This is a genomic window from Leucobacter sp. UCD-THU, from assembly GCF_000349545.1.
In the GTDB taxonomy this organism is placed as follows: domain Bacteria; phylum Actinomycetota; class Actinomycetes; order Actinomycetales; family Microbacteriaceae; genus Leucobacter; species Leucobacter muris.
The window spans coordinates 49,508-73,129 of record NZ_KB714602.1 but is presented as its reverse complement, the minus strand read 5'-3'; the positions used below and the strand labels follow the sequence as shown (position 1 = coordinate 73,129).

The following is a 23,622-nucleotide window of genomic DNA, read 5'->3' as shown; positions in this document are numbered from 1 at the left end:
AAATCGGAGAACAAAACCTTTTCGAAAAGTCTCGGGCAACACGCACCGCTTCGTGCAGAAGCTCGATCGGCCCGCCCTGCGCATCCCCCTCCACTCGCGCGACGAGCCGCTCGTGGTCGACGAGCCCTACGTGCTGCTCGTCCCCACCTACGGCGGCGGCCCCGAGACGCGGGCCGTGCCCAAGCAGGTGATCCGCTTTCTGAACGACGAGCGCAACCGCAAGATGCTGCGCGGCGTGATGGCGGCCGGCAACACCAATTTCGGTGAGGCCTACGGGATCGCGGGCGACATCATCGCCCGGAAGTGCCACGTGCCCTTCCTCTATCGATTCGAACTCTTTGGAACCCCGGACGACGTCACCGCCGTCCAAGAAGGATTGGAACAGTTTTGGAAGCAGCAGTGATGGAGGCCGGCCACGAGTCGTCGAAGATCAGCGACATGGATTTCCACTCGCTGAACGCGATGCTCAACCTGTACGACGCCGACGGCAAGATCCAGTTCGACAAGGATCGCGAGGCCGCGCGCCAGTACTTCCTGCAGCACGTCAATCAGAACACGGTGTTCTTCCACTCCTTCGAGGAGCGCATCCGCTACCTGCTCGACAACGACTACTACGAGCGCGAGCTGATCGAGCAGTACCCGATCGACTTCATCGAGCAGCTGCGCGACGAGGCGTTCGCGATGAAGTTCCGTTTCCCGACGTTCCTCGGCGCCTTCAAGTTCTTCACCTCGTACGCCCTCAAGACGTTCGACGGCAAGCGCTACCTCGAGCGCTTCGAGGATCGCGTGGTGATGGTCGCGCTCGGCCTCGCCCAGGGCGACCACGAGCTCGCGCGCGGCATCATGCGCGAGATCATCTCGGGGCGCTTCCAGCCCGCGACCCCCACCTTCCTCAACCTGGGCAAGGCCCAGCGCGGCGAGCTCGTCTCCTGCTTCCTGCTGCGCATCGAGGACAACATGGAGTCGATCTCGCGCGGCATCAACTCGTCGCTGCAGCTCTCGAAGCGCGGCGGCGGCGTCGCCCTGCTGCTCTCGAACATCCGCGAGTCGGGCGCTCCCATCAAGAAGATCGAGAACCAGTCCTCCGGCATCATCCCCGTGATGAAGCTGCTCGAAGACAGCTTCAGCTACGCCAACCAGCTCGGCGCGCGCCAGGGCGCCGGCGCGGTGTACCTGAACGCGCACCACCCCGACATCATGCGCTTCCTCGACACGAAGCGCGAGAACGCCGACGAGAAGATCCGCATCAAGACCCTCTCGCTGGGCGTCGTGGTGCCCGACATCACCTTCGAGCTCGCGAAGAACAACGAGGACATGTACCTGTTCTCGCCCTACGACGTCGAGCGCGTCTACGGCGTGCCCTTCGGCGACCTCTCGATCAGCGAGAAGTACTACGAGATGGTTAACGACGCGCGCATCAAGAAGTACAAGATCAACGCGCGCCACTTCTTCCAGACCATCGCCGAGCTGCAGTTCGAGTCGGGCTACCCCTACATCGTGTTCGAGGACACGGTGAACCGGGCCAACCCGATCAAGGGCCGCATCAACATGTCGAACCTGTGCTCCGAGATCCTGCAGGTCAACACCCCGACCACCTACCACGAGGATCTGAGCTACGACCAGATCGGCAAGGACATCTCCTGCAACCTCGGGTCGATGAACATCGCGGCGGCGATGGACGGCGGCGACCTGGGCGGCACCGTCGATCTCGCGATCCGCGCCCTGACCGCGGTGAGCGACATGAGCCACATCACCTCGGTGCGCTCCATCGAGGACGGCAACGAGCAGTCGCACGCCATCGGCCTCGGCCAGATGAATCTGCACGGCTACCTCGCCCGCGAGCACGTGCACTACGGTTCCGAAGAGGGCATCGACTTCACCAACATCTACTTCTACACGGTGCTTTTCCACGCGCTGAGCGCATCGAACCGCATCTCGATCGAGCTGGGCCGCACCTTCGGCGGCTTCGAGGAATCGAAGTACGCGTCGGGCGAGTTCTTCGACAAGTACACCGAGCAGCCCTGGGTCCCGGCCACCGAGCGGGTGCGCGAGATGTTCGCGAACGCGGGTATCGAGATCCCCACCCAGGACGACTGGCGCGAGCTCAAGGCCAGCGTCATGCAGCACGGCATCTACAACCAGAACCTGCAGGCGGTGCCGCCCACCGGCTCGATCTCGTACATCAACAACTCGACCTCGTCGATCCACCCGATCGCCTCGAAGATCGAGATCCGCAAGGAGGGCAAGCTGGGTCGTGTCTACTACCCGGCGCCGTTCATGACGAACGAGAACCTGGAGTACTACCAGGACGCCTACGAGATCGGCGCCGAGAAGATCATCGACACCTACGCCGCGGCCACGCAGCACGTCGACCAGGGCCTCTCGCTCACGCTGTTCTTCAAGGACACGGCGACCACCCGGGACATCAACAGGGCGCAGATCTACGCGTGGCGCAAGGGCATCAAGACGATCTACTACATCCGTCTGCGCCAGCTCGCGCTCGAGGGCACCGACATGTCCGAGTGCGTCAGCTGCATGCTCTGAGCATCTGCCATCCTGCGCGAGCGACGCGAATCGCAGGATCCAACCCCGACGTGAGAAGAGATCCTGCGATCCGCGCAGGATGACGCATAAGGAAAATTCGATGAACTTCAAGCTGGGTCACGCCGTGCAGGCGATCAACTGGAACCGGATCGAGGACGACAAGGATCTCGAGGTCTGGAACCGCCTGGTCAACAACTTCTGGCTGCCCGAGAAGGTGCCGCTCTCGAACGACGTGCAGTCGTGGGCGACGCTCACCGACGCCGAGAAGCTGCTCACCATGCGGGTGTTCACCGGCCTCACCCTGCTCGACACGATCCAGGGCACGGTCGGCGCGGTGTCGCTGATCCCGGATGCGATCACGCCGCACGAGGAGGCCGTCTACACGAACATCGCGTTCATGGAGTCGGTGCACGCGAAGAGCTACTCGTCGATCTTCTCGACGCTGTGCTCCACGCAGGAGATCGACGACGCGTTCCGCTGGTCGGTCGAGAACCCCAACCTGCAGAAGAAGGCGCAGATCATCGTCGACTACTACGAGGGCGACGACCCGCTGAAGCGCAAGGTCGCCTCGACGCTGCTCGAGTCGTTCCTCTTCTACTCGGGCTTCTACCTGCCGATGTACTGGTCGAGCCACGCCAAGCTCACCAACACGGCAGACCTGATCCGCCTCATCATCCGCGATGAGGCCGTGCACGGCTACTACATCGGCTACAAGTTCCAGAAGGGCCTCGAGCAGGAGACCGAGGAGCGCCGCCAGGAGCTCAAGGACTACACGTTCGCGCTGCTGTACGACCTCTACGAGAACGAGGTGAAGTACACGCAGGATCTCTACGACCCGGTGGGCCTCACCGAAGACGTGAAGAAGTTCCTGCACTACAACGCGAACAAGGCGCTCATGAACCTCGGCTACGAGCCGATGTTCCCGAAGGAGATGACCGACGTCAACCCGGCCATCCTCTCGGCGCTGTCGCCCAACGCCGACGAGAACCACGACTTCTTCTCGGGCTCCGGCTCGAGCTACGTGATCGGCAAGGCCGTCGCCACCGAAGACGAGGACTGGGACTTCTGAGTCGTTGATGTAGCCCCAGGCCCGTGAGGGCTGATGAGAGGCCCGGAACTGCAGGATTCTGCAGTTCCGGGCCTCTTTTCATGCCACCTCCTGATGAACAGAGGAGGACGGAAATGCACATCAGTATCCAGTCGGAGTGGCACGGAGGTGGCACGGGCGCACCTGCCAGACCAGAGCGGGGTGGGTTCCCGGACGGAAAGCAGGTTCGAGAGGTCACCGAGGCCGTGCCACAACGTGCCAGCGAGGACGTTTCAGGCTCGCTCGGAACCGCAGAATCATGCGGATCTGGGCTGATCCAGGTGCCTAGTGGCACGAAGTGGCACGACCGTCCGCAACAGTCCGTTTGCGGCCACGGGAGGGCATGATGAGCGTCACGGAGCAGAAGAGGCCAACTACAAAGCGTGAGACCTGGGGAAGCCTGCGAAAGCTCCCTTCGGGGCGATGGCAGGCTCGCTATCCGGCGCCTGACGGGGAGATTTACACTGCGCGAACCGACGACGACAAACCGCTGACGTTCCTTACCAAGACGGATGCTCGCACCTGGCTCGCAGGCGCTCACACGAAGATTGCTCGCGGCGACTGGCAGCCTCCGTCCGCAGTGGCTGCACGTCGTCGCGCGGAAGCAGCTGCGGATCAGGCGCGCGCGGTCGGGTTCTCGGAGTACTCGGAGCGTTGGCTTGCAATGATCCGCACGGAGCCGAACCGCAGCGGTAAGAAGCGTGCCGTCGGCACCGTCCGCTCTTACCAGAGCAAAGTCACGGGCTATCTGGTGCCAGAGTTCGAGAACACTCCAATCCGTGACATCGACGAGGCCCGGATTCGCGTCATGACAGAACGCCTCGACAAGATCCCATCGCCGTTGAATCCGAGGTCGAAGTTCAACGGCGTCACGCGTCCGGTCTTGATCGTATTGATGATGATCTTGCGACAGGCGGCACGGGACGGCATCACTCCTGCGGCTCCGAACGTCTCGATTCCACGTCAAGAGCCGGTGCGACACGATGCCGACCACGATGCCAGCGAGGACGTGATCGCACCCGAACAGGTTGAAGCTTTGTATGCGGCGGCACCCCCTGAGTGGTCGATCATGGTGCTGCTGGCCGCGTGGTGCCAGTTGCGGCGAGGCGAGTGCCTCGGACTCCAACGCCGAGACGTTGAATGGTACCCAGACGGGAGCGCCACGCTGCACGTACGTCGACAGCTGAACGCGAACACCGGGGACTACACAGATCTGAAGAGCGACGCAGGCAAGCGATCGCTCAGCGTCCCAGATCTGATGGTTGATCGCCTGCGCGAGCACCTTCTGTCGCGCGTCGCGCCGGAGGCCAAAGCGCCCTTGGTGCCGGCAAGCCCTCGCGGAAGCATGCCCCTTTCCAACACTCGCTGGGGGTTCATCTGGGGTGACGTCCGTGACAACGTCGCTGGGCTGCCCCCAAGGTTTCGCTTCCACGATCTGCGCCACACCGGTCTGACGCTGTTCGCTCAAGAGGGTGCCACGTTGGCTGAGCTGATGCGTCGGGGCGGGCACTCGGATATGAGGATCGTGTTGCGATACCAGCACGCCACGATGACGAGAGATCGAGAACTCGCCTGTCGAATGAGTCGCCGTGTCGAGGCTGCCATCACCTCCGCACTGCCTGAGAACGGTAGTAGCGGTGCGGCCCGGGATTCGTGAAGGGCACCTATGGGATGAACCCATGTGACGACAGAGAAGGAGAGGTGTTGACATGGTTCGTCAATCTCGAACAAAAGTGCCCGTCGAGAACCTGGTCCCGTTGGCAGAGGCCGCGGTGAGATTCGGGGTGTCCGTGAAGACGCTACGCCGGCGGATCTCGGACGGCACGGTTACTGGGTACCGTGTGGGACGCCTGATCCGAGTCGACATGAAGGAGCTGGAAGAACGATTGCTGGTCGAGATTCCATCGACGCGATAGAAGTGAAAAGGGAGGAACGGTCCTGGCGGACGTTCCTCCCTTTCGTGTTGGCCGGGAGTCCAACCACGGGTGCCGGCCGGGATCATTGAGACTTCGAACCCTTTGCGGCCGCGACCGCGGCGGCGATCGTTTCCTCTTCGATCTGGGCGCGACGGGCGGCGTCGGCAGAGACGAACGTGATGAAGTCAGCGTCCCGATCCGGGATTACCTCATCCTCAATCGGTGCCTGCGCAACCTCACCAGGCCAGGTGGTCTGCCGAGTTGGCCGGTCGCGATCCAGGCGGGTGCCGCAGGTGGCCACCCATTCGCGGAGCCGTTCGCGGGCGAGCGGGAAATCGGTGTGCCACGCGATCGGCCCCGACCCGTCCTGTTCGGGGTCGTAGCTGCACAGCCAATGCGTGTGCAGCGCAGAGAGCTCCCAGACGAGTTCGGGATGCCGATGCCAGAACGGCGGCACTACCGACGCGGGCAGCCCATAGGTCTCGCGGAGCTGGTTCACCCACTGGTTCAGATCGAGCCATTCTTGTTCGGCTTCGTGCGAGCGCAGGAGATGCCAGTTGATCGGCTTCGGGGTGATCGGCAGAGAGACAGTGCTGAGCGGGTCAGTGCCGTCGTCCTCCTCCTCGAGTTCTTCGGGGTCGAAGCCTTCCTCGTCGGCGGGCGCGTCGATGTTCATGGCGGGGTCCCCTTCCCGGTTCACATGGCCCTGGCGAACACCGGCGACGTGCTCCGCTCAGTGCCTCGGGCAGCGGTGCTGGTGCGTTCGACGGTTCGGCTGGCGCGCTGGCTGCGATCCATCGTGAAGGTGGTGCGGGCGGCGTCGGGGCCGATCTTCGAGACGATGAACTGCTCGATCTCGGTCGGCACACCGTCTCGCTCGATGGTTCGGCGATTCACGCGCCCCTCGGCGACGAAGTTGTCGTGCTTCTGCAGCGTCGACAGTGCGCGCACGGCGCTCTCCCCGAACGCGACGAGGTCATGGAACGAGGGTTCGAGCTCCGTGAATGTGCCGTCCTCCTCACGCCGGTAGCGGGGCTTGCCCACGCGGGCGAACATGCGCGGCACCCCGCTCTTCGTGGACGAGGGATGCGGGGTGGTTGCGATGAACCCTGACAACGAGGTCTTGGTCGGGATCGACACGATTTCGCCTCCTGCTTCACGGCCGCGCCCATCACGGCTCTACGAAACAGGTGCACCTTCTCTGCCTGACGGATCGTCCGCGCCCGGCTGGGTGTTGGCCTGCCGGTAATGGAGTTTTGCTTCGACCGCGCGGCGGTCGGCTACGAGTTGTTTCCCGTCGGCGCGCTGGTTCCAGGAGCGCAGGCGTGCCACGATCGGCGGTGCCGCGCGCAGCAGCACGAGGCCGGTGCCGAACGGGAGTCGGCGGATCGCGTCGGGCGGCATGATCGGTACGCGGCGGATCGAGCGTTGCGCGGAGCGGGTGCCGTGGTCGCCGACGGTGGTGGAGTCGGTGATCTCATCGCGTTCCCCAATCAGGGTTGAGAGGTCTTGGAGGTCGCGGCTGTTGGAGGCGCCGCCGAGGACGATCTTCACGATCGCGGCATCCCAGATCGCGGAGGCCGCGTGCTCCGACCACTGCTCCCGCGCCTGCGCAAGCGACTGCAAGACCGGCATGGTCGTGATCCCTGTGCCGCCGCCTTCGGCCATGAGCGTCGGCAACGACGGCAACGGGCTGAGGTTCGCGACCTCGTCCAAGCAGAGCAGCAGGGGCGGATCGAGTCGTGCGCCTGCGGAGCGTGCGGCGAGGCGGCGGGCTGCCTCGACTACGTCTTCGATGAGCGCTGCGACCAGCGGGGCGCTGTTGTTCGCCCCGGCCGCGGTCGCCAGCAGGTACAGGGTGCCCTTCTTCGCGAGGAAGTCTTCGGGGTTGAATACCTCGTCGGGGCCGGGGGTGACGGCATCGAGCACGCGGGGGTCGGCGAGGGCGGCGAGGGCGAGGGAGACGCCCTGCCAGATCGAATCCCTGGTACGCGGGTCCGCGTCGATCATCGCCTGCAACGCCTCCGCCCACCCGCCCGCGGCTTGCGGGTGGGTGGCGAGGATCGATACGGCGTCGCCGGCGGCTGCGGGGTCGAGCGTCCACCGGAACAGGTCGGCGGGCTGCCGCTGGTCGAGGGCGGCGGCGTGGAGCAGACATTGGAGCGCAACACGGGTTTTCGCTTCCCAGAAGTCTCCGCCCTCGACCCCGCCTTTCCCGAGCCCGGTGGCGGAGGCGAGCCCTGCGGCGCGAATCATCGCGGTGAGGGGATCGGTGCAGCCTCTGACGGGCGACCAGCGGAGCCCGGCGGGGATGCCGTCGGCGAGGTGCTGCGGATCGAACACCGCCACCGGCCCCACCTTCTCCCTGGCCCGGATCGTGGCGGTCACGTTGTCCGGACGAGTGGACGTGGTGACGACCGCGCCGGGGGCGGTGAGGATCGAGTTGATGACGATGTGCACGCCCTTCCCGGAGCGGGGCGGCCCGATCAGCAGGATCGAGTCTTCGACCGACGCCCACACCTCGACCCCGCGCGACACCCCGAGCCGGTACCCGACCTCTGAAGGCTCAGGGTTCTCGAGCGACGGGCGCAGGTTCCCCGCCCGAGCCAGGAGCGCGCGCGGAGATCCCGCTTTCGCGACTTCGGCGCGGGTGGCGATCCCGGCGATCCGGTACGGGTCCATCGCCTGCCGGCGGCCGTGCTGCCGGATCGCCGTCCACCCCCGCCAGGCCGCAGCCCCGGCGGTGAAGATCATGGTGCCGGCGATGACCCAGTACACGACCGGGTTCAGGCCCGGCGCGCCGAGTGCGGCGCCAGGGGCGCCGGGGTGCAGGAGCACCCCGGCCCCGGCGCCGAACCCGGTATCGGGTTGCGGGGTGCCGGTGAGGAACGCGGTGACACTGCCCGCAGCCCGGAGGATCACCGCGATGACGGCGAGGGTGGCGAGCCCTACGAGGGCGGCGTTGGTGAGTTCGTCGCCGAGGCTCCCCGTCGGGCGGATCGGGGAGGTCACTGCGGTGCCCCGATGCAGACGGTGGCAGAGATCCGGCCGAGGAGAATCACTTCATTGGTGGGCGCGTGGTCGAGGTAGCGGGAATCGATCAGGGCGCGGGCGATGCCGTCGGGCCCTGTCTCGGTGTGCGCGATGACGATCGCGACCGCGACATCCTCGCCCGGCACCATCCCCGACCCCGCGAACTGCACCAGACGCGGCACCACCGGCACCGGCACCGCGGCCACGGGCGGAACCTGTTGCACCGGCTGCGCCTCTGGTTGTGGGGTGCGGCGCGGGCGCGGGGTGTAGAAGTCGGTCATCGTGCGGCCGTCGGTTTCGATGACGTCGACGCGGATCGTGCAGTCGGTCTGCTCGCGGATCGCGTCCACGATCGCCGGGAACGATCCCCGCCGCCACGGCGGGGAGAACTCCGGCGGCAGAAACGGCGCCCCGTCGACCGTGACGGCCAGGGTGCCGTCCTCGGCGACGACGATGCGCACCATCACCACGGACGGATCAGCAGGGTTCGAGCGATCACGCTTCGACATACAGGGTCTCCTTCATAAGACGGGCAGGCAGAGATCGGCCCGAGGCAAGGGGTGCCATCGGGCCGGAAGACACACACCCAGGACGGCGCGACGTGGATGGCAGTGATGAGCGCCGGGGTTCAGAGCGCTGGCCGGCCCGCGCCGCGGCCTGGGTCTGGGGCGGTGCGGCGGGCGGCCGACTGATATGCCGGCGGGAGCTGGTACGCCGCTGGCGTCGGGTCGAGCATCGCTTCGACATCTCCGACGCTCGTGGTGACTTCTGCGAGGCCTTCGGCGAGGAGCCGGTGGCAGCCGGCTGAGTTCGCGGAGGTGATCGGCCCAGGGATCGCGCCGAGCTGGCGGCCGAGTTCGTAGGCGGCGACCGCGACCCGGAGGCTTCCCGACCGTGCCCCGGCTTCCGGGATCACCGTCGCGGCGGAGAGGGCAGCGAGCAGACGCGAACGTGCCTCGAACCGGCCCTTCGTCGGCGCATATCCTGGCGCGGCCTCGGAAAGGAGGAGGCCACCCTGATCGGTGATGCGGCGGAACAGGTCATCGTGCGCCTGCGGATACGGCCGATCCAGGCCACCCGCGAGCACCGCGATCGTAGATGCCGAACGCGCAGTGAGGGCGGCGCGGTGGGCTTCGGCGTCGATGCCGTAGGCGCCGCCCGAGACGAGGATGCGCGGCGACGCTGCGAGCTGCCACGCGAACTCACGAGTGACCTGCACCCCATAGCCGGTGGCGGCGCGGGCGCCGGTGATCGTCACCCGGGACGAGAGCGAGGCGGTGAGCAGTTCCGGGTTGCCCTTCGCCCACAGCGCCAGCGGTGCGGCGTGGCCGAGGTCTGCGAGGGCTGTGGGCCAGCCGGGGCGGTGCGGGGTGAGGATGCGCAGGCCGTGGCGCTCGGTCAGGCCGATCAGCTCATCGGTGAGCGCGTCCTTCTGCAACGAGGCGGCCTGCTGCCGCCACCTCACCCCGGCCACAGGGTCGACCTGTGACGGGATCGCTGCGCCTGGGTCGCGGATCAACGCGAGCGTCTCCGTGACGCCGATGGCCTGCACGAGCTGCCCGGTGACCGGATCACCGGGCTCGGTGAGCACGGCGAGCGTGATCCGCGCGATCGTGTCTGCCGTGTACTCGCTCATTACCGCCTCCTGCACCGCCGTCACTGTCAGAGGACAGGTGCGCCAGGCGGACACGCGAAAAGGGCGGGGCGCAGACCCTGGGGAATGGTCTGCGCCCCGCCCAGCATGGGGGTGCTGGGGTTACTGGTTCATGAGGTCTTCGATACCGGTGTCCTCCTCTCCGCTGTCTCCGCCTCGCTCCCGGTGGAGCGCGAGCCTGCGCCCGAACCACAGCGTCACTCCGGCCGCGAGGAGCGCGACCAGGCCGCCGGCGGCGATCAGCCACGGGAACCCGCCCCCAGTCGTAGCCAGCTCGGACGGCGTCTCCGGAAGCTCCGGCTGCTCCGGCGTCGGCGGCACCTCTTGCGGCGTCTCGGTCACGACCGTCGTCTCGCCCGGTGCACCGCATTTCCCTTCCGCGATGACCTTGCCCGTGGCGTCGTAGAGGGTTTCGACCCAGTAGACGTGCCCGGCACGGTCGACGCTCGTCTTCCCGGAGCGGTAGATGCCAGCCTGGGTGACGGCGATCTTCTCGGAGGTGAAGAACGGCACCTCGCAGACCGGCTCGGCGTCGGGGTCGTGGGGGCCGTAGGCGCGGAACACGAGGTACGCGCCGTCGGGGATCTTCGTCCCCTGCACGAGTGCGGTATCGTCGAACTCCTCACCGACCCCCGCGACGGGGGTGGCCTGCGTGATGACCGACACCGGCTGCTCGTCATCGGGAACGTAGAACCGCTCCCAGATATCCGTCGGCGAGCTCGTGAAGGGCTGCACGCGGTCGTCGCCCGCGAACCGCGTGACGATGACGTAGTAGCCGGCCTCGGTCGGCTGGATGCGGTCCTCATTGGTGTAGCCGATGTCGTAGACCCCGTTCTTCGCGGGCGTCGTGATCCGCGTGAGCACCGGGGCATCCGACAGATCGAGATCGTCGGTGAGCTCCGCATCGGTCTGGAAGGGGCCGTAGACGGTGTGCTCGATCTCCTGCTCGTCGGGCCCCCAGTAGCCGTCACCTGTGAACTCGGGGTGATTCTCCGGGAACCCAGAGACGGTGATCCGGTCGAACGCGCGCCCGTTCTTGTGGACGTTGTATTCGCGGACTTCCGAGGTGATCGTGAGCGGCCACCTGACGGAGTGCGATTCGATGTTGATGCCGTACTCGTCCTGCCAATCGGCGGCGATGTACGGGCGCACCCACTCCGGCTGCGACGCCTTCTTCACCTGCCACACCCAGGCCACGAACCCCGCATCCGGCAACTCCACCTCGGGCGACTCGTACTCACCGGGCCCGGGCGCGGTTACCGTGACGGTGCCGATCGGCACCGCACCCGCCGGCGCCTCCGCACCCTGCACCGGCGGGAGGGTTCCGGGTGCCTGGTAGGCGGTGCCCTCGAAGACGACCGGGATCGGCTCGCCGTTGTGCTTCAGCCAGGCGCCATTGGTCGAGGAGACCGTGATCGTATCCGTCACCCGGTCGCCGGGCTTCACGAGCTTGCCGTTCGCCTTCGATACCGCCTCCGGCTGGAACGGCGTGACCGAGGTCTCGGCCACCCGCCCGAACCGATCCGTGAAGGAATCGGTGAGGTACTTCGCGTTCGCACCCTGCTTGGTCTTGTCGATCCTCCACACCCACGTGTAGAACCCCGACTCCGGGGCCGTGAGCGTGCCCGGCGACACGTAGTTCCCGGGGTGCGTGAGCGTCAGCGACTCGGTCCCGAGCACGGGCGCGCCCTCTGGCGGTGCGTTCGCTTCGACCGGCTGCGCGTCGAACGGCCCGTAGAGGGTCCCTTCGGCGAGCACCGGCACCGGGATACCGTTCACCTTGATCCAGGAGTGCTTCGTCACCGTGACGTTCAGCTTGTCGGAGAATACGTCGCCTGCCTGCACGAACTTCGCATCCACGACCGTCTCGATCACCGGCCGGAAGTCCAACGGAATCACCGCTGACTGCGCAGAGGCGAACAGCGGCTCGAACGAGGCCGCGCCGAGGATGCGTTGCTCGCCCGGAGTGTAGAACAGGTCCACGCCAGCCCCGTACCCAAGCGACGGAGCCTTGAGGCTCGCGGTGATCTGATAGTCCGGTGCGCCCTCGGGTGGGATACCGACGATCTCATGTGTCCCGACACCGAGTGTCGCGGAGGTGCTGCCGTTCGTGAAGTTGGCGTTGGTGAGCGTAACGGTGCCGGTTGCGCTCGTGGGGTTCGCCTGGACTTTGAGCTGCCCCTGGTACTGGTCGGTCATCGTGATCGACATCGACACCGACGGGTTCGCGACGGCGTTCGCCGCCGACTCGCTCCGCATCGTGGTGAGGTGCGACAGGATCGTGGCCTGCATGTTCCCGGGTGCCCGGGTGACGAACTGCCCGTCTCCGCCGCGTGCGGAGTAGTTGCCGCGGTCGGCGATATCCCAGACGTATAGCTGGACGGCGGAGGTGATGTTTGGATCGTTGCTCTCACCCCACCGCCCGAGTACGTAGTTCAGGCGGGCGAGCTCGGTCGCGCTGAGGCTGTCGAGCGTGGTCTTCAGCTCCGGGTGTTGCGTGTTGCCCCACGGGGCGAGCGCGTCGAGATCCATGCAGTACGCCTGACGGCCATGCGACGAGAAGGAACCGAGCCAGAGATCCTGATTGCCATACCCGACGCCCAGGGTCGCGGCCTGCGCCGGGGCTGCCGGGAAGAACAGGCTGCCAAGTAACATCAGCAGGATTGTGAGGGTCGTCGCAACGCTTGAGACAACGCGGCCGGGCAGCGGTGATTTGTCGGGTGGTACGAGAATGTGAGCAGACAAGTGGGATCTCCTTATTGATTGTGTCCGCCGTCGTCAGAACGGCAACAGCTACTAGTCAGGTGCGCACACTGCACCGGTAGGACTTGGACGAGCACTACATAGGTCTCTCCGGTTGCTCAGTGCAGCGCGACGGGGCTGCCGGGAATGCCGCGCCATAGTAGAAGTACCCCGCTTCATGGAATCTCGTGTCAAAGCAGGTCGCTGCCCGGCTCCGGCAGCGGGTGCCGTCGACGATCGCAACGAGGTCGAAGCCCTCGGTTCCGTACTCGGTGGTGATCCGAAGGCTGCCGTTCGGGTCGATCCGCGCGGCTGCGCCATACTGTACGGTGCCAGGACGAAGCAGATTGGTGAGTACTCGGTGCTGGTCGGTGCGGAGGGCGCTGCGCAGCGATGCGACCGAGGATTGGGGTTCGGTGAGTAACCAAATGCCCGAGGGCTTGCGCTACCCGGCGCCTTGACGCGATCTATCCACTCGATTCTGAACTGACCGCATTACCCAGACCAGAGCGTCGAGTGCTTGGAACGTGTTCCCGAAGAGCATCAGCGCTGCAACGTCGGGATCTTCATCATCAAGGCTCGAGAAGGAGACGCCATCGGCGGTACTGCTTTCGACGGCACATTCAGTATCGACGCCTCTGCTATCACGAGGGAGTCCATCCCGGTCTGGGGGAGGGGATGTGGCTACGGCAATCGCTGTCGACAGGTCCTGCGTGCTGTTCATCAAGTCCACCGCCTATGGCCGAGAAGACTCGCTCACGCACATCGGACCCTTATCGACCGAATGCACGCCCACGAGTGGGAACGTGCCAAGCTCACCGACCGAGGCGCCAAGCTGCTCGTGCCGACCGTACTCATCATCGCCGCTTCTCCGTGGGCGCCTGTGAACACCGTCTCCGCCACCGTGAAGGGCGCGATCGGCTCCGCCTCCAAGCACTGAAATGTGCCCAAGCTCCGTCAGGAGTTCGAAGAGCTGGGTACGATCCGCACCGTGGCCCTCAACGGTAAAGGCGCACTTACCCGCAACTAACCCCAAGTCGTCGAAGTCGTGAGCTTCGAATGCGCCGAACGCGAGGTGATCGGCTTCGCCAACGCACTCGAATCATCCAGCATGCACCCGCCGTCGTGACCGTGCCCGATGCGGCGACCAGGCGAGATGCTTAGTAGGATGAGCCGTAGCGCGGAATCACCGGCACCGCCTCCTGCCAGAGGATCCGAATCAGTATTGTCCGCTGGGTTGATCCCGGTAAGGACCGACTCGCCACCGAGTAGCTTGCCGAGCAGGGTATGATCATCGTCGTGATCGAAGCCGATTGGGAACTCCCCAATCTCATCGAGGTTCGCGACGAGTTGCGTGCGCGGGATTGGCTGAGACGATCCAAATGCTGCAGGAGACGGGATCTCTCGATCATGCTCACCGGTGGCCACGATTGCACTGCACAGGCTCTGGCGGCCGACTCCGGCATCTTGAGTATGCACGCCGGGCGGTCCCCGCAGACAAGGCCATGCCATCAGCGCCCTCGTCGCCGCTGATCCCACGGTGATAGTCGGCGATGGTTTTTACGACGTCCCGGCGCTCGCTCCGGTGACCGTCGCGATGAGCGTCAAGGTTCCGCGGCTGCCATTGAGTCTGCTGGCGTTGCCAATAGCCGTCACGATTCAGTCTTCATTCCGCAGAACCTTGTGCCAGCTCAGCGGGGCCGGCGCATCGCTATCCGGAATATAGCCCTAGCCCTCTACATCGTGATTGTCCCCTCGTGCTGTTCTGTGCACTCGGGTAACCCGGAGTCGTGCACGTTCTCAAACTCGCGTAGCGCTCGTGATCCTCAACGGCGTCCCTGCCCCATACCAGTGGGTGCGGCAGGATCAGCCCTGGCATGCGGAGCCGCGCCGACACTGGCAAAAGCGCCGACGTACGCCCACACGCAGTAGCATCCCCTGGCTGACCTCAGGTTCCGATGCTAAATTGTTACATGACAATGGAGGTTATGGAGTGATGAGTGCACGCGTTGCATCGCGACGACCGCTATCGCGGCGTGCGATCCTGACCCTCGTCTGGGTCGGCGCCTTCGTCATCCTCGGTCTCGTCGGACTGCGCGCGCACAGCGCCGAACTCAGCAGCGTGCCGGTAATCGCCGAGGCCTCGGCGAGCACCAGTGCGACCACCCCCTCAACAGCCTCGACCGCCACGCTCGTCGAGGGGGGCGAGCACGCCGCCCACGGCAGCGTGCAGAGCTGGCACCTCGATCTCATCGCGATCTGCATGCTCACCATGCTCGCCACTCTGATGCTGGTCGTGCTCTTCACCCGGCGACCGTGGCTACAGCTGCGGCTCGGCAGGATCCGCGAATGGGCGGTCGCCCTGCCGCGCGCACCCGCCCGCCCGCAGCCATTGCTGCTCCTTCACTCGATCTCGCGAACCTGATCTCCACCGGGAAACCCGTGCACGGGGATAGCCCGCGAAGCTCCGTGTGCCTCCAACCGGCACCACGTTCCCTCTGAGAGCTTCGCCGGCCCCTGCAAAAGCGCTGACATCGGCACGCCTTCCGGCATTGCGCACTCTCGAACATCACTCGGGCGCACGAGCGCCCCCGATCAGGAGCCAGCAGTTTGAACTCCACAGATTCACCGATCAAAGCTAAACACTTCCTCTTCGTCTTCGGCACCGTGCTCCTGAGCATCTGTTTCGCCGTCGTCTCGTTCTTCGTCCTCGGAGTCGTCTTTTGAGGCGGCGTCGGCACGCCGAGGAATCGGCGGGGCCGAGGCGGAGCACCTGGATCGAACCCNGAACATCACTCGGGCGCACGAGCGCCCCCGATCAGGAGCCAGCAGTTTGAACTCCACAGATTCACCGATCAAAGCTAAACACTTCCTCTTCGTCTTCGGCACCGTGCTCCTGAGCATCTGTTTCGCCGTCGTCTCGTTCTTCGTCCTCGGAGTCGTCTTTTGAGGCGGCGTCGGCACGCCGAGGAATCGGCGGGGCCGAGGCGGAGCACCTGGATCGAACCCACTGATACAGACGAACGCTCGACCGACGACTCGGCTCGGCCCCGCCGATCCAAGCATGCAGCCGCAGCACCGTCCACGGTGCCATACACCGATCTCCCGGCGCAGCCCGTCAGCGAGCGGCCTGCCGCCGAGGAGACGCCGACCGGGGGCGGAACGGAACCCGAGACCGGCACGGCACGGCGACGCTCACAACTGCGCAGCTTCGTCGCTGGCAGTACGGCGCTCGCGAGCGTCACCGTACTCGTGGCGGGTACCGTCTTCCCTGCGACCAGCGCCGCGACCGCCGATACCCCCGTCTTCGCGAGCCGACAGCAGGCCTTCGTCACGGGAGGCACAACCGACACTCCGACGCTGCTCGACGAGCTCTCGGTCTCCCCGACTGCGATCGCGCCCGAGATCGGGCTGAGCGGTGGGGCAGTGACCGTCAGCGGCCTCACCGACACCACATTGCAGTACCCCTTCGCCCAAGAGGTGCCGCTCACCGATGGCTTCGGATACCGCTCCGCACCAGTCGCAGGCTTCCACGACGCACAAGACATGGCCGCTGCCGGCGGCACTCCGATCCGCATCGTCGGTGACGGCGTGATCACTGAGGCTGGCTGGGCCTCCGACGGCTGCGGCTTCTCGCTGAAAGTCCAGCACCAGGTTGCCGGTCAAGAGGTCATCAGCCGGTACTGCCATATGCAGGAGAACTCCCACTCCTGGCAGGTTGGCCAAACCGTTCAGGGAGACGACCAAGCCGGACTCGTCGGAACCACCGGGATGTCCTTCGGCAACCACCTGCACCTGGTGGTGCGCGTCGAAGATGAGCCCGTCGACCCGCTGCCGTTCATCGCCGCGAACTCGAAGTAGCCCCCTCCCCGGAGAGCACTCGCCAGCGTCAGTAAGGACAACCCCCGACCGTGTACCCCGCGATGGCCAGCCTCGAGCTCGGCGACCTCTTCCAGTTCGATTTGCGCAGCATGTCGCCGCTCGCCTGGCTCGCCGTCGTCTGCCTCTCCATCTACCTGACCGGGGCGATCTCCCTCTGGGTACGGGGAAAACGATGGGGCGTCGGTTCGACGCTGCTGTTCACCGTCGGCTGCCTCCTCTGGTTCGCGGCCACCGGACTGCGCGCGAACGCCTACGCCGAGGAACTCGTCTCGGTGCTGCTCTTCCAGCAGATCACGCTCATGGTCGTCGCACCCCCGTTCCTGCTCATGGGCTCTCCCGGCCGTCTGCTCCTGCGCGCGACGCCGCGCCGGGGACTCGGGCGGCCGGTGATGCGCGCCGCGCTCAGCGCCTACCGCTCGCGCACCGCCCAGGTGCTCCTGCACCCGGCCACCGTGATCGTCATCGCCGTCGTCGCCTTCCCCACCCTGTACTTCACCGACACCCTGAGCTGGTTCCTCGAGCTCCCGTCCGGGCATCTCATCCTGCTCACCCTGTTCCTCGCCTTCGGCATGATCGGTGGCGCTCCGCTGTGGTCACTCGACCCGTTGCCGCGCGCCCCATCGTTCGTGGTACGCATCGTCGACGTGCTCCTCGAGATCCAGATCCACGCGATCTTCGGGCTCGTGCTGCTGCGCAGCACCGAGCCCATGTTCCGCTGGTACGCCACCGACCCCGAAGCGTGGGGGATCAGCCGCGCTCTCGACCAGGCCATCGCTGGCGGCCTGATCTGGTCATACGGCGAGCTGCCGCTGATCATCGTGCTCATCGTCACCATTTCCAAGTGGCGCACGAGCGATCTGCGGCAAGCGAAACGTCGAGAAGCTCAAGAGGACGCGGAACTCGACGCCTACAACGCCTACCTCGCCGCGAAGTTCGGAAAGGAGCAGTGATGGCGACGATCCTGATCTTCGCGCTCACCGCGATGCTCGGCGTGCTGGCCATCTTCCAGATCGCCCTGGCTGCCGGTGCACCGCTCGGCAAGTACGCGTGGGGCGGGGAACACATCACGCTCCCGATCAACCTCCGCCTCGGCGCGATCTCCGCTGTGCTCCGCTACGCCTTCATCGCTTTCATCGCCCTCGATCGCAGCGGCACCATCGCTGTGCTGCCCGGGGAGTTCAGCTTCTGGGTGATGTGGCTCATCGTCGCTCACCTCGGGTTCAGTGTGATCCTCAGCCTGCTCTCCAAGAGCAAAGACGAGAAGATGACGCTCGCTCCCTACACCTTCGTGATGGGCCTGCTCAGCCTGCTCATCGCTCTTCAATAGGGTGCAGTATGCCGTGCGCGTCAGTCCACTCCCATGATCGCCTTGAACCCGCTCGGTATAATCGGGGTGTGTCCTCAGTTCCCCGCAGTGCCCGCATCACGCGGCGACGATTCACGATGAGAGCCGCGACGCTGCTCCTCGCCGCAATCGTCACCGTCGTGGGCTTGTGGGGCGTCTCCCACGCCGATGATGTCGGCTTCTCCGCGCCGGCGGCCGCCTCGAACACGGTCGCAGCCACCTCCTTCGACGCCGCAGTGGGACACTTCGCCGACACCGTGGGGGAGACCACCGCCAGCGACGACATCCTGATCGGTGTTGTCACCTGCCTGCTCGGGATACTCTGCGGCTTTGCCTTGGCGATCCTGATCGTCTTCGCGCTCCGCTGCAGGCAGATGCGGTTCCAACGCCAGCGCCCCCAGATCGCTCCGATCGCCGCAACTGCAGCGTTCAATCATCGCGGCAGGCATCGCTTCGGCCTGCACGACCTCAGCCTCCTGCGCATTTAAGCGCCCCTCACGCTGCCCCCTGAGGCAGGAACGGGCCGGCACGTCCGCCATGCCCGCGACCACGCGTTGAGGAATGAGGAGAACCAGGAACTTGAGGACGTCCAAACCGACGTACCTGCTGCTGACCGCACTCGTAGCGACCGCCGCAATCAGCATTGGGCTGATCGGCTGCACAGCCGCCGCGCCGATGTCGGAACAGTACCAGCAGGGCAGTGAACGAAGCGGCACTTCTGATGGCCGCATCGTCGAGATTCCGGTCGACGAGCGTGGCGCCGCCGTGAGCTTCAGCGGCACCACCGAATACGGCGACCCGGTTTCCAGCGACGACTACGCCGGAGAGGTGTACGTCGTGAACTTCTGGTACGCCGCCTGCGGCCCCTGCATCATCGAGGCCCCCATGCTCGAGGAGGTCTGGCTGAACTACCAGGATGAGGGCGTCGGGTTCCTCGGTGTGAACATCTACGACCAGCCCGCAACCGCCGTCGCCTTCGCCGAAGAGAACGGCATCACCTACCCGAGCATCATCGATGTGAACGACGGCCGCGTCAAGCAGGCCTTCGCCGGCGTCACCCCGATCCAGGCCACGCCCACCACGCTCGTGCTCGACCGCGAGGGGCGCGTCGCGGCCCGCATCATCGGGCAACTCGAGTCCGCCTCCATCCTCGACACGCTCGTCGCCGACGCACTCGCGGAGACGCCATGAACCCGAGCGATCTCGTTTTCGACGGCGCACTCTGGGCGGGTGTGCTCATCGCCGCACTCGCCGGCTTCGTCTCCTTCGCCTCCCCCTGCGTGCTTCCGCTCGTACCCGGTTACTTCGGCTACCTTGGCTCCGCCGTCGCCCCCGTCGAGCCGAGCTTTGCACCTGCCCGCGGCACCACCGCACAGCGCCGCCGCCTGCTCCTGGGTGTTCTCCTGTTCATCGCCGGATTCTCCATCGTGTTCGTCACTGTCACCGTGCTCGGAGGTGTCTTCGGCCAGGTCTTCCTCGCCTATGCCGACATCGCCACCCGTATCCTCGGCGTCGTCGTGATCGTCATGGGGCTCGCCTTCGTCGGGGTCTTCCGCAAGATGCAGCGCACTGTCCGACCCCGCTTCCGCTCACGCCTGGGCCTCGCCGGGGCGCCACTGCTCGGTCTCGCCCTCGGTATCGGCTGGACACCGTGCATCGGGCCCACCCTCGCCGCGATCATCTCCGTGTCGTGGAACCTCGGCGACCCCGTCCGTGCGGGGCTGCTCGGCGTCGCCTACTCGCTCGGCCTCGGTATCCCGTTCCTGCTGCTCGCCCTCGGGCTCGGCTGGGCCACCCGCTCGATGTCGTTCCTGCGGCGTCACATCCGCGCCATCAACATCGCCGGCGGAGTTGTCCTCGTCGTGCTCGGCCTGCTCATGGTAAGCGGGCTCTGGACGCGCCTCATGTCCTCCCTGCAGGGGGTGATGGCGAATGTCCAGCTCCCGCTCTGAGAACGATACCCTCCCCGCACGCCCAAGCGATCACGTCGACTCCACCGAACGCGGCAGCGGCGACGTCGGCCTCGGGTGGCAGGGCTGGCTCCGATGGGGGTGGCGGCAGCTCACGAGCATGCGCACCGCGCTCATCCTGCTCCTGCTCATGGCGATTGCCGCGATCCCCGGCTCGCTCTTCCCACAGCGCCAAGCCGACCCCAACGGCGTCGTGAAGTACTTCGACGACAACCCCGAGCTCGCCCCCACCATCGACAAACTGCAGCTGTTCGACGTCTACAGCTCGGCCTGGTTCTCGGCCATCTACCTGCTGCTGTTCGTCTCCCTCATCGGCTGCATCATCCCGCGGATCAAGCATCATGCGAAAGCGCTCCGCGCGCCGGCGCCGAAGACCCCGGCCCGGCTGCAGCGCATGGTCGGCTATTCCTCCAACGATCTGCAACTCGTCGATGATCGCACCTCCGAAGCCGACGTCGCCCAGGCCATCGCGATCGCCGAGAGCGAGCTGCGACGCCGCGGATACCGCACCGCCCGCTACGACAGCGCGACTTCCTGGTCGGTATCCGCCGAACGCGGTTACCTGCGCGAAACCGGCAACCTCGTCTTCCACTCGGCACTCGTCGGGATCCTCGTGACCGTGCTGCTGAGCACCGGCCTCAACTACACCGGCGATCGCGTCATCGTCCAAGGCACCACCTTCGTGAACAGCGAGAGCGCCTACTCCTCGTTCTCGCCAGGACGGTACTTCGACCGAAGCTCACTCACCCCCTACGCACTGAGCCTCGACAGCTTCGACGTCGAGTACGTCGACCCTGGGAAGCCCGGTGCGGGGCAGGCAGGCAACTTCGCTGCCCACCTCTCCATCCGAGAGGCCGGGGACGACGACACCCGTGCCGAGACCGTGCGGGTGAACGCACCGATCGAGGTGAACGGCGACCGCATCTACCTCCTCGGTAACGGCTACGCGCCGATGATCACGATCCGCAACGCCGCCGGAGACGTCGTCTACCAGGAACCCCAGCCCTTCCTCCCGCAGGATTCCGCGATGACCTCGCTCGGCGTGATCAAAGTCCCCGACGGTCTGCCTGAGCAGGTCGGGCTCATCGGCTTCCTGTACCCGACGCAGAGCACCTTGGACACCGGCGCCTACTACTCGGTGTTCCCCGACCTCTACAACCCGATGATGACGTTCAACGTGTTCACAGGAGACCTCGGCATTGACGACGGCACTCCGCGCTCGGTGTACCAGCTCGACACCCAATCGATGACCCAGATCACCGGCGGCGACACCGGTATCGACTCGATCGAGCTCACCCCCGGCGACACCGCCGACCTCCCGAACGGGATGGGAACTATCACCTTCGAGGATCTCACCGTCACCGAGGGCGCCGAAGAGTCGATCAAGCGCTTCGTCTCGCTGCAGATCCAGCGCGACACCGGCGCCACCTGGGTGCTTGTCTTCTCCATCCTCGCCACGGTCGGCCTCATCACCGGCCTCCTCGTGCCGCGCCGTCGGCTCTGGGTGAAAGCCACCCTCACCCGACCAGTCGTCGGCGGCCGCAAGGTCAAGATCGAGTACGCCGGCCTCGCCCGCGGTGAGGATCCAGGCCTCGAGCGCGCCGTCGAACAGTTCCGCACCAGCCACCTCTCGGCCATCGCCGAGCAACTACCGTCACCGCTTTTCAAGAAGGGAACCCCATGAACTGGCCCCCGCACACCGTGCAGAAACCGAACAAGAAGCTGAGCACCTCGCAGAAGGCGGCACTCATCGCCATTCCCGCCGTGCTGCTCATCGCGCTCATCCTGATCCTCATCTCGGTGCTCAACCGGCCCGAAGTCCAGGCGCCCGGCGAGGCGTCGAACAGCGGCGGAACGGGCGGCGGAACCCCCACGCAGAGCGAAGTGCCGCTCGTGCAGGAGAACTCGCACGTCCTCGACGACGCCGGCGAGGGTGCACCCGTGCTCGTCGAGTTCCTCGACTTCGAATGCGAGGCCTGCGGCGCCGTCTACCCGGTGATCGAGGAGATCCGCAAACAGTACGACGGGCAGATCACCTATGTCGCCCGCTACTTCATCACCAACCACACGAACTCCATGAACGCCGCCATCGCGGTCGAGGCCGCGTCGCAGCAGGGCAAGTTCGAGGAGATGTACCAGAAGCTCTTCGAGTCGCAGTCCGAATGGGCGGAGCAGCAAGACTCGCAGGCCGACAAGATCCGCGGCTACGCCGAGGAGCTCGGACTCGACATGGACGCCTTCGATGCGGCCGTCGCCGACCCTGCAACCCAAGCGAGGGTCGAAGAAGACCACAACGCCGGCATGTCGCTCGGCGTGCGCGGCACCCCGACGTTCTTCCTGAACGGTGAGCTGCTGCAACCCCAGACCGTCACCGACATCACCGACGCCCTCGACGCGGCGATCGCGGAGAGCAAGGAGTAGCCATGGATCTGCAACTGCAGGCCGCGCTCGACGAGTTCTCCGTGCTCGCCGTCTGGTCAGCGATCACGATCTACGTCCTTGCGTTCCTCGCCTTCGCCTACGACCTCTCGCAGCGCGCCTCGGCCGCACCCATCAAACAGCGGGAGGCCGCGCTCGTCGGCGCGGCCGGAGGCCCCGCAGCCTCCCCGCAGAACGGGGGAGGGGAGGGGAGCCTCCGCGTGCCCGGTGCCGAACGGTCACGGCGCTACTTCGCGCGCCTCGGTATCGCGTTCACCGCCCTCGGCTTCGCGCTCCATCTCGCCGCCACGGTCACGCGCGGGATCGCGGCCGAACGGGTGCCGTGGGCGAATATGTACGAGTTCGCCCTCATCGGCACCCTGCTGATCGTCGCCGTCTACCTCGCCGCCTTGCGCTGGTACGACCTCCGGTTCCTCGGCGTCTTCATCGTCGGCATGGTGGTGTTCTTCCTCGGTGGATCGACGATCTCCTTCTACGTCGAAGTGACCCCGCTGATGGATCCGCTCAAGAGCATCTGGCTCATCATCCACGTCTTCGTCGCCTCGCTCGCCACCGCGCTGCTCGCGATCGCGGCGGGCCTATCGACGATGCAGCTGCTGCAGGCACGCCGCGAGCGGATCAAGGCCACCGGGGGCGAAGAGGTTGCCCCGGATCGCGGCTACCTGCGCACGCTCCCGAAGGCCGAGGTGCTCGAGACGCTCGCCTACCGCTTCGCGATTCTCGGCTTCATCTTCTGGACGTTCACGCTCATCGCCGGAGCGATCTGGGCGAACGAATCCTGGGGCCGCTATTGGGGCTTCGACGTCAAGGAGGTGTGGACGTTCGTGATCTGGGTGATCTACGCCGGGTACATCCACGCCCGCGCCACCCGCGGCTGGCGCGGCACGAAGTCGGCGTGGCTGTCGCTCATCGGCTTCGCCACGGTGATCTTCAACTTCACCATCGTCAACCTCTACTTCCAGGGCCTGCACGCCTACTCCGGCGTCAGCTGAGCCGCCCCCGACCACACC

The 23,622-nt window shown here is 65.8% G+C and carries 23 protein-coding genes; 16 read left to right on the top strand and 7 right to left on the bottom strand.

All coding sequences use genetic code 11. The features are described 5' to 3' along the window. From nrdI to H490_RS23620, 5 genes are all read left to right on the top strand, one after another. The coding region (gene nrdI, locus H490_RS23640) for a class Ib ribonucleoside-diphosphate reductase assembly flavoprotein NrdI (protein WP_031289984.1) at positions 1 to 403 on the top strand (403 nt) is incomplete at its 5' end. Continuing rightward, a complete protein-coding gene (gene nrdE / locus H490_RS23635) occupies positions 403 to 2,544 on the top strand; it encodes a class 1b ribonucleoside-diphosphate reductase subunit alpha (RefSeq protein WP_017883936.1) in 2,142 nt (713 codons plus the stop codon). The genes nrdI and nrdE, both read left to right, overlap by 1 nt. A gap of 100 nt (positions 2,545 to 2,644) precedes the next feature. After that, the gene (nrdF, locus tag H490_RS23630) at positions 2,645 to 3,613 is read left to right on the top strand and encodes a class 1b ribonucleoside-diphosphate reductase subunit beta (RefSeq protein ID WP_017883935.1); all 969 of its coding nucleotides are present in this window, start codon (positions 2,645 to 2,647) and stop codon (positions 3,611 to 3,613) included. A gap of 682 nt (positions 3,614 to 4,295) precedes the next feature. Further along, a complete protein-coding gene (locus tag H490_RS23625; RefSeq protein WP_017883934.1) occupies positions 4,296 to 5,288 on the top strand; it encodes a tyrosine-type recombinase/integrase in 993 nt (330 codons plus the stop codon). A 52-nt stretch (positions 5,289 to 5,340) separates the two neighbouring features. Next, positions 5,341 to 5,547: a helix-turn-helix domain-containing protein gene (locus H490_RS23620; protein WP_051066173.1), complete on the top strand. Its 207-nt coding sequence runs from the start codon at positions 5,341 to 5,343 to the stop codon at positions 5,545 to 5,547. A gap of 82 nt (positions 5,548 to 5,629) precedes the next feature. Here the strand turns inward: H490_RS23620 and H490_RS23615 are convergent, their stop codons facing one another. The 6 genes from H490_RS23615 to H490_RS23595 all read right to left on the bottom strand — a co-directional run bounded on the left by H490_RS23615 (position 5,630) and on the right by H490_RS23595 (position 12,889). After that, the gene (locus H490_RS23615; RefSeq protein ID WP_017883932.1) at positions 5,630 to 6,223 is read right to left on the bottom strand and encodes a hypothetical protein; all 594 of its coding nucleotides are present in this window, start codon (positions 6,221 to 6,223) and stop codon (positions 5,630 to 5,632) included. Between the two features lie 20 nt (positions 6,224 to 6,243). After that, positions 6,244 to 6,687: a single-stranded DNA-binding protein gene (locus H490_RS23610; RefSeq protein WP_024356176.1), complete on the bottom strand. Its 444-nt coding sequence runs from the start codon at positions 6,685 to 6,687 to the stop codon at positions 6,244 to 6,246. Between the two features lie 39 nt (positions 6,688 to 6,726). After that, complete coding sequence (locus tag H490_RS23605; RefSeq protein WP_017883930.1) at positions 6,727 to 8,559, bottom strand: TraM recognition domain-containing protein; 1,833 nt, start codon at positions 8,557 to 8,559, stop codon at positions 6,727 to 6,729. Next, positions 8,556 to 9,044, bottom strand: coding sequence for a hypothetical protein (locus H490_RS23600; protein WP_233615414.1), 489 nt, complete (start codon positions 9,042 to 9,044; stop codon positions 8,556 to 8,558). Before H490_RS23600 ends, H490_RS23605 begins: the two co-directional genes overlap by 4 nt. Positions 9,045 to 9,208: 164 nt before the next feature. Then, positions 9,209 to 10,216: a DNA-processing protein DprA gene (locus H490_RS0115930; protein ID WP_017883928.1), complete on the bottom strand. Its 1,008-nt coding sequence runs from the start codon at positions 10,214 to 10,216 to the stop codon at positions 9,209 to 9,211. Positions 10,217 to 10,336: 120 nt separating this feature from the next. Continuing rightward, a complete protein-coding gene (locus H490_RS23595; protein WP_233615403.1) occupies positions 10,337 to 12,889 on the bottom strand; it encodes a hypothetical protein in 2,553 nt (850 codons plus the stop codon). A gap of 871 nt (positions 12,890 to 13,760) precedes the next feature. On the opposite strand from H490_RS23595, the gene H490_RS32340 reads away from it, so the two are divergent. Beyond that, entirely contained in the window at positions 13,761 to 13,916 is a 156-nt protein-coding gene (locus H490_RS32340) for a hypothetical protein (RefSeq protein WP_017883926.1), read from the top strand. An 86-nt stretch (positions 13,917 to 14,002) separates the two neighbouring features. On the opposite strand, the gene H490_RS32065 is transcribed toward H490_RS32340, so the two are convergent. Beyond that, positions 14,003 to 14,404, bottom strand: a complete 402-nt coding sequence (locus tag H490_RS32065) for a hypothetical protein (protein ID WP_152424243.1) — start codon at positions 14,402 to 14,404, stop codon at positions 14,003 to 14,005. Positions 14,405 to 14,972: 568 nt separating this feature from the next. Here H490_RS32065 and H490_RS23590 point away from each other — a divergent pair. The 10 genes from H490_RS23590 to ccsB all read left to right on the top strand — a co-directional run bounded on the left by H490_RS23590 (position 14,973) and on the right by ccsB (position 23,604). Next, on the top strand, positions 14,973 to 15,401 hold the full coding sequence (locus tag H490_RS23590; protein WP_017883925.1) for a hypothetical protein: 429 nt from the start codon (positions 14,973 to 14,975) through the stop codon (positions 15,399 to 15,401). Positions 15,402 to 16,063: 662 nt separating this feature from the next. After that, positions 16,064 to 16,837 (top strand): M23 family metallopeptidase, encoded by a 774-nt coding sequence (locus tag H490_RS23585; protein WP_017883923.1) that lies wholly within the window; start codon positions 16,064 to 16,066, stop codon positions 16,835 to 16,837. 50 nt (positions 16,838 to 16,887) lie between these two features. Further along, positions 16,888 to 17,808 (top strand): cytochrome c oxidase assembly protein, encoded by a 921-nt coding sequence (locus tag H490_RS23580; RefSeq protein WP_017883922.1) that lies wholly within the window; start codon positions 16,888 to 16,890, stop codon positions 17,806 to 17,808. Beyond that, positions 17,808 to 18,185 carry a hypothetical protein gene (locus H490_RS23575; protein ID WP_017883921.1) on the top strand — a complete coding sequence of 126 codons (378 nt, stop codon included), beginning with the start codon at positions 17,808 to 17,810 and terminating at the stop codon, positions 18,183 to 18,185. Before H490_RS23580 ends, H490_RS23575 begins: the two co-directional genes overlap by 1 nt. A gap of 68 nt (positions 18,186 to 18,253) precedes the next feature. Further along, positions 18,254 to 18,691: a hypothetical protein gene (locus H490_RS23570; protein ID WP_238560329.1), complete on the top strand. Its 438-nt coding sequence runs from the start codon at positions 18,254 to 18,256 to the stop codon at positions 18,689 to 18,691. Positions 18,692 to 18,878: 187 nt separating this feature from the next. Beyond that, positions 18,879 to 19,394 carry a TlpA family protein disulfide reductase gene (locus H490_RS23565; RefSeq protein WP_017883919.1) on the top strand — a complete coding sequence of 172 codons (516 nt, stop codon included), beginning with the start codon at positions 18,879 to 18,881 and terminating at the stop codon, positions 19,392 to 19,394. After that, complete coding sequence (locus H490_RS23560; RefSeq protein ID WP_017883918.1) at positions 19,391 to 20,155, top strand: cytochrome c biogenesis CcdA family protein; 765 nt, start codon at positions 19,391 to 19,393, stop codon at positions 20,153 to 20,155. Before H490_RS23565 ends, H490_RS23560 begins: the two co-directional genes overlap by 4 nt. Next, positions 20,136 to 21,857 carry a cytochrome c biogenesis protein ResB gene (resB, locus tag H490_RS23555; RefSeq protein ID WP_017883917.1) on the top strand — a complete coding sequence of 574 codons (1,722 nt, stop codon included), beginning with the start codon at positions 20,136 to 20,138 and terminating at the stop codon, positions 21,855 to 21,857. Before H490_RS23560 ends, resB begins: the two co-directional genes overlap by 20 nt. Beyond that, a complete protein-coding gene (locus tag H490_RS23550) occupies positions 21,854 to 22,594 on the top strand; it encodes a DsbA family protein (RefSeq protein WP_017883916.1) in 741 nt (246 codons plus the stop codon). The genes resB and H490_RS23550 overlap by 4 nt, the downstream gene beginning before the upstream one ends. Positions 22,595 to 22,596: 2 nt before the next feature. Beyond that, complete coding sequence (ccsB, locus tag H490_RS23545) at positions 22,597 to 23,604, top strand: c-type cytochrome biogenesis protein CcsB (RefSeq protein ID WP_017883915.1); 1,008 nt, start codon at positions 22,597 to 22,599, stop codon at positions 23,602 to 23,604. Positions 23,605 to 23,622: the final 18 nt, after the last annotated feature.

Excerpts from the sequence above, each read along its gene's own strand:
- nrdE (WP_017883936.1), top strand. The coding sequence starts at position 403 with ATGGAGGCCGGCCACGAGTCGTCGAAGATCAGCGACATGGATTTCCAC.
- nrdF (WP_017883935.1), top strand. The coding sequence starts at position 2,645 with ATGAACTTCAAGCTGGGTCACGCCGTGCAGGCGATCAACTGGAACCGG.
- H490_RS23625 (WP_017883934.1), top strand. The coding sequence starts at position 4,296 with ATGATCCGCACGGAGCCGAACCGCAGCGGTAAGAAGCGTGCCGTCGGC.
- H490_RS23620 (WP_051066173.1), top strand. The coding sequence starts at position 5,341 with ATGGTTCGTCAATCTCGAACAAAAGTGCCCGTCGAGAACCTGGTCCCG.
- H490_RS23615 (WP_017883932.1), bottom strand. The coding sequence starts at position 6,223 with ATGAACATCGACGCGCCCGCCGACGAGGAAGGCTTCGACCCCGAAGAA.
- H490_RS23600 (WP_233615414.1), bottom strand. The coding sequence starts at position 9,044 with ATGGTGCGCATCGTCGTCGCCGAGGACGGCACCCTGGCCGTCACGGTC.
- H490_RS0115930 (WP_017883928.1), bottom strand. The coding sequence starts at position 10,216 with ATGAGCGAGTACACGGCAGACACGATCGCGCGGATCACGCTCGCCGTG.
- H490_RS23595 (WP_233615403.1), bottom strand. The coding sequence starts at position 12,889 with ATGTTACTTGGCAGCCTGTTCTTCCCGGCAGCCCCGGCGCAGGCCGCG.
- H490_RS32340 (WP_017883926.1), top strand. The coding sequence starts at position 13,761 with ATGCACGCCCACGAGTGGGAACGTGCCAAGCTCACCGACCGAGGCGCC.
- H490_RS23590 (WP_017883925.1), top strand. The coding sequence starts at position 14,973 with ATGAGTGCACGCGTTGCATCGCGACGACCGCTATCGCGGCGTGCGATC.
- H490_RS23575 (WP_017883921.1), top strand. The coding sequence starts at position 17,808 with ATGGCGACGATCCTGATCTTCGCGCTCACCGCGATGCTCGGCGTGCTG.
- H490_RS23565 (WP_017883919.1), top strand. The coding sequence starts at position 18,879 with ATGTCGGAACAGTACCAGCAGGGCAGTGAACGAAGCGGCACTTCTGAT.
- H490_RS23560 (WP_017883918.1), top strand. The coding sequence starts at position 19,391 with ATGAACCCGAGCGATCTCGTTTTCGACGGCGCACTCTGGGCGGGTGTG.
- resB (WP_017883917.1), top strand. The coding sequence starts at position 20,136 with ATGTCCAGCTCCCGCTCTGAGAACGATACCCTCCCCGCACGCCCAAGC.
- H490_RS23550 (WP_017883916.1), top strand. The coding sequence starts at position 21,854 with ATGAACTGGCCCCCGCACACCGTGCAGAAACCGAACAAGAAGCTGAGC.
- ccsB (WP_017883915.1), top strand. The coding sequence starts at position 22,597 with ATGGATCTGCAACTGCAGGCCGCGCTCGACGAGTTCTCCGTGCTCGCC.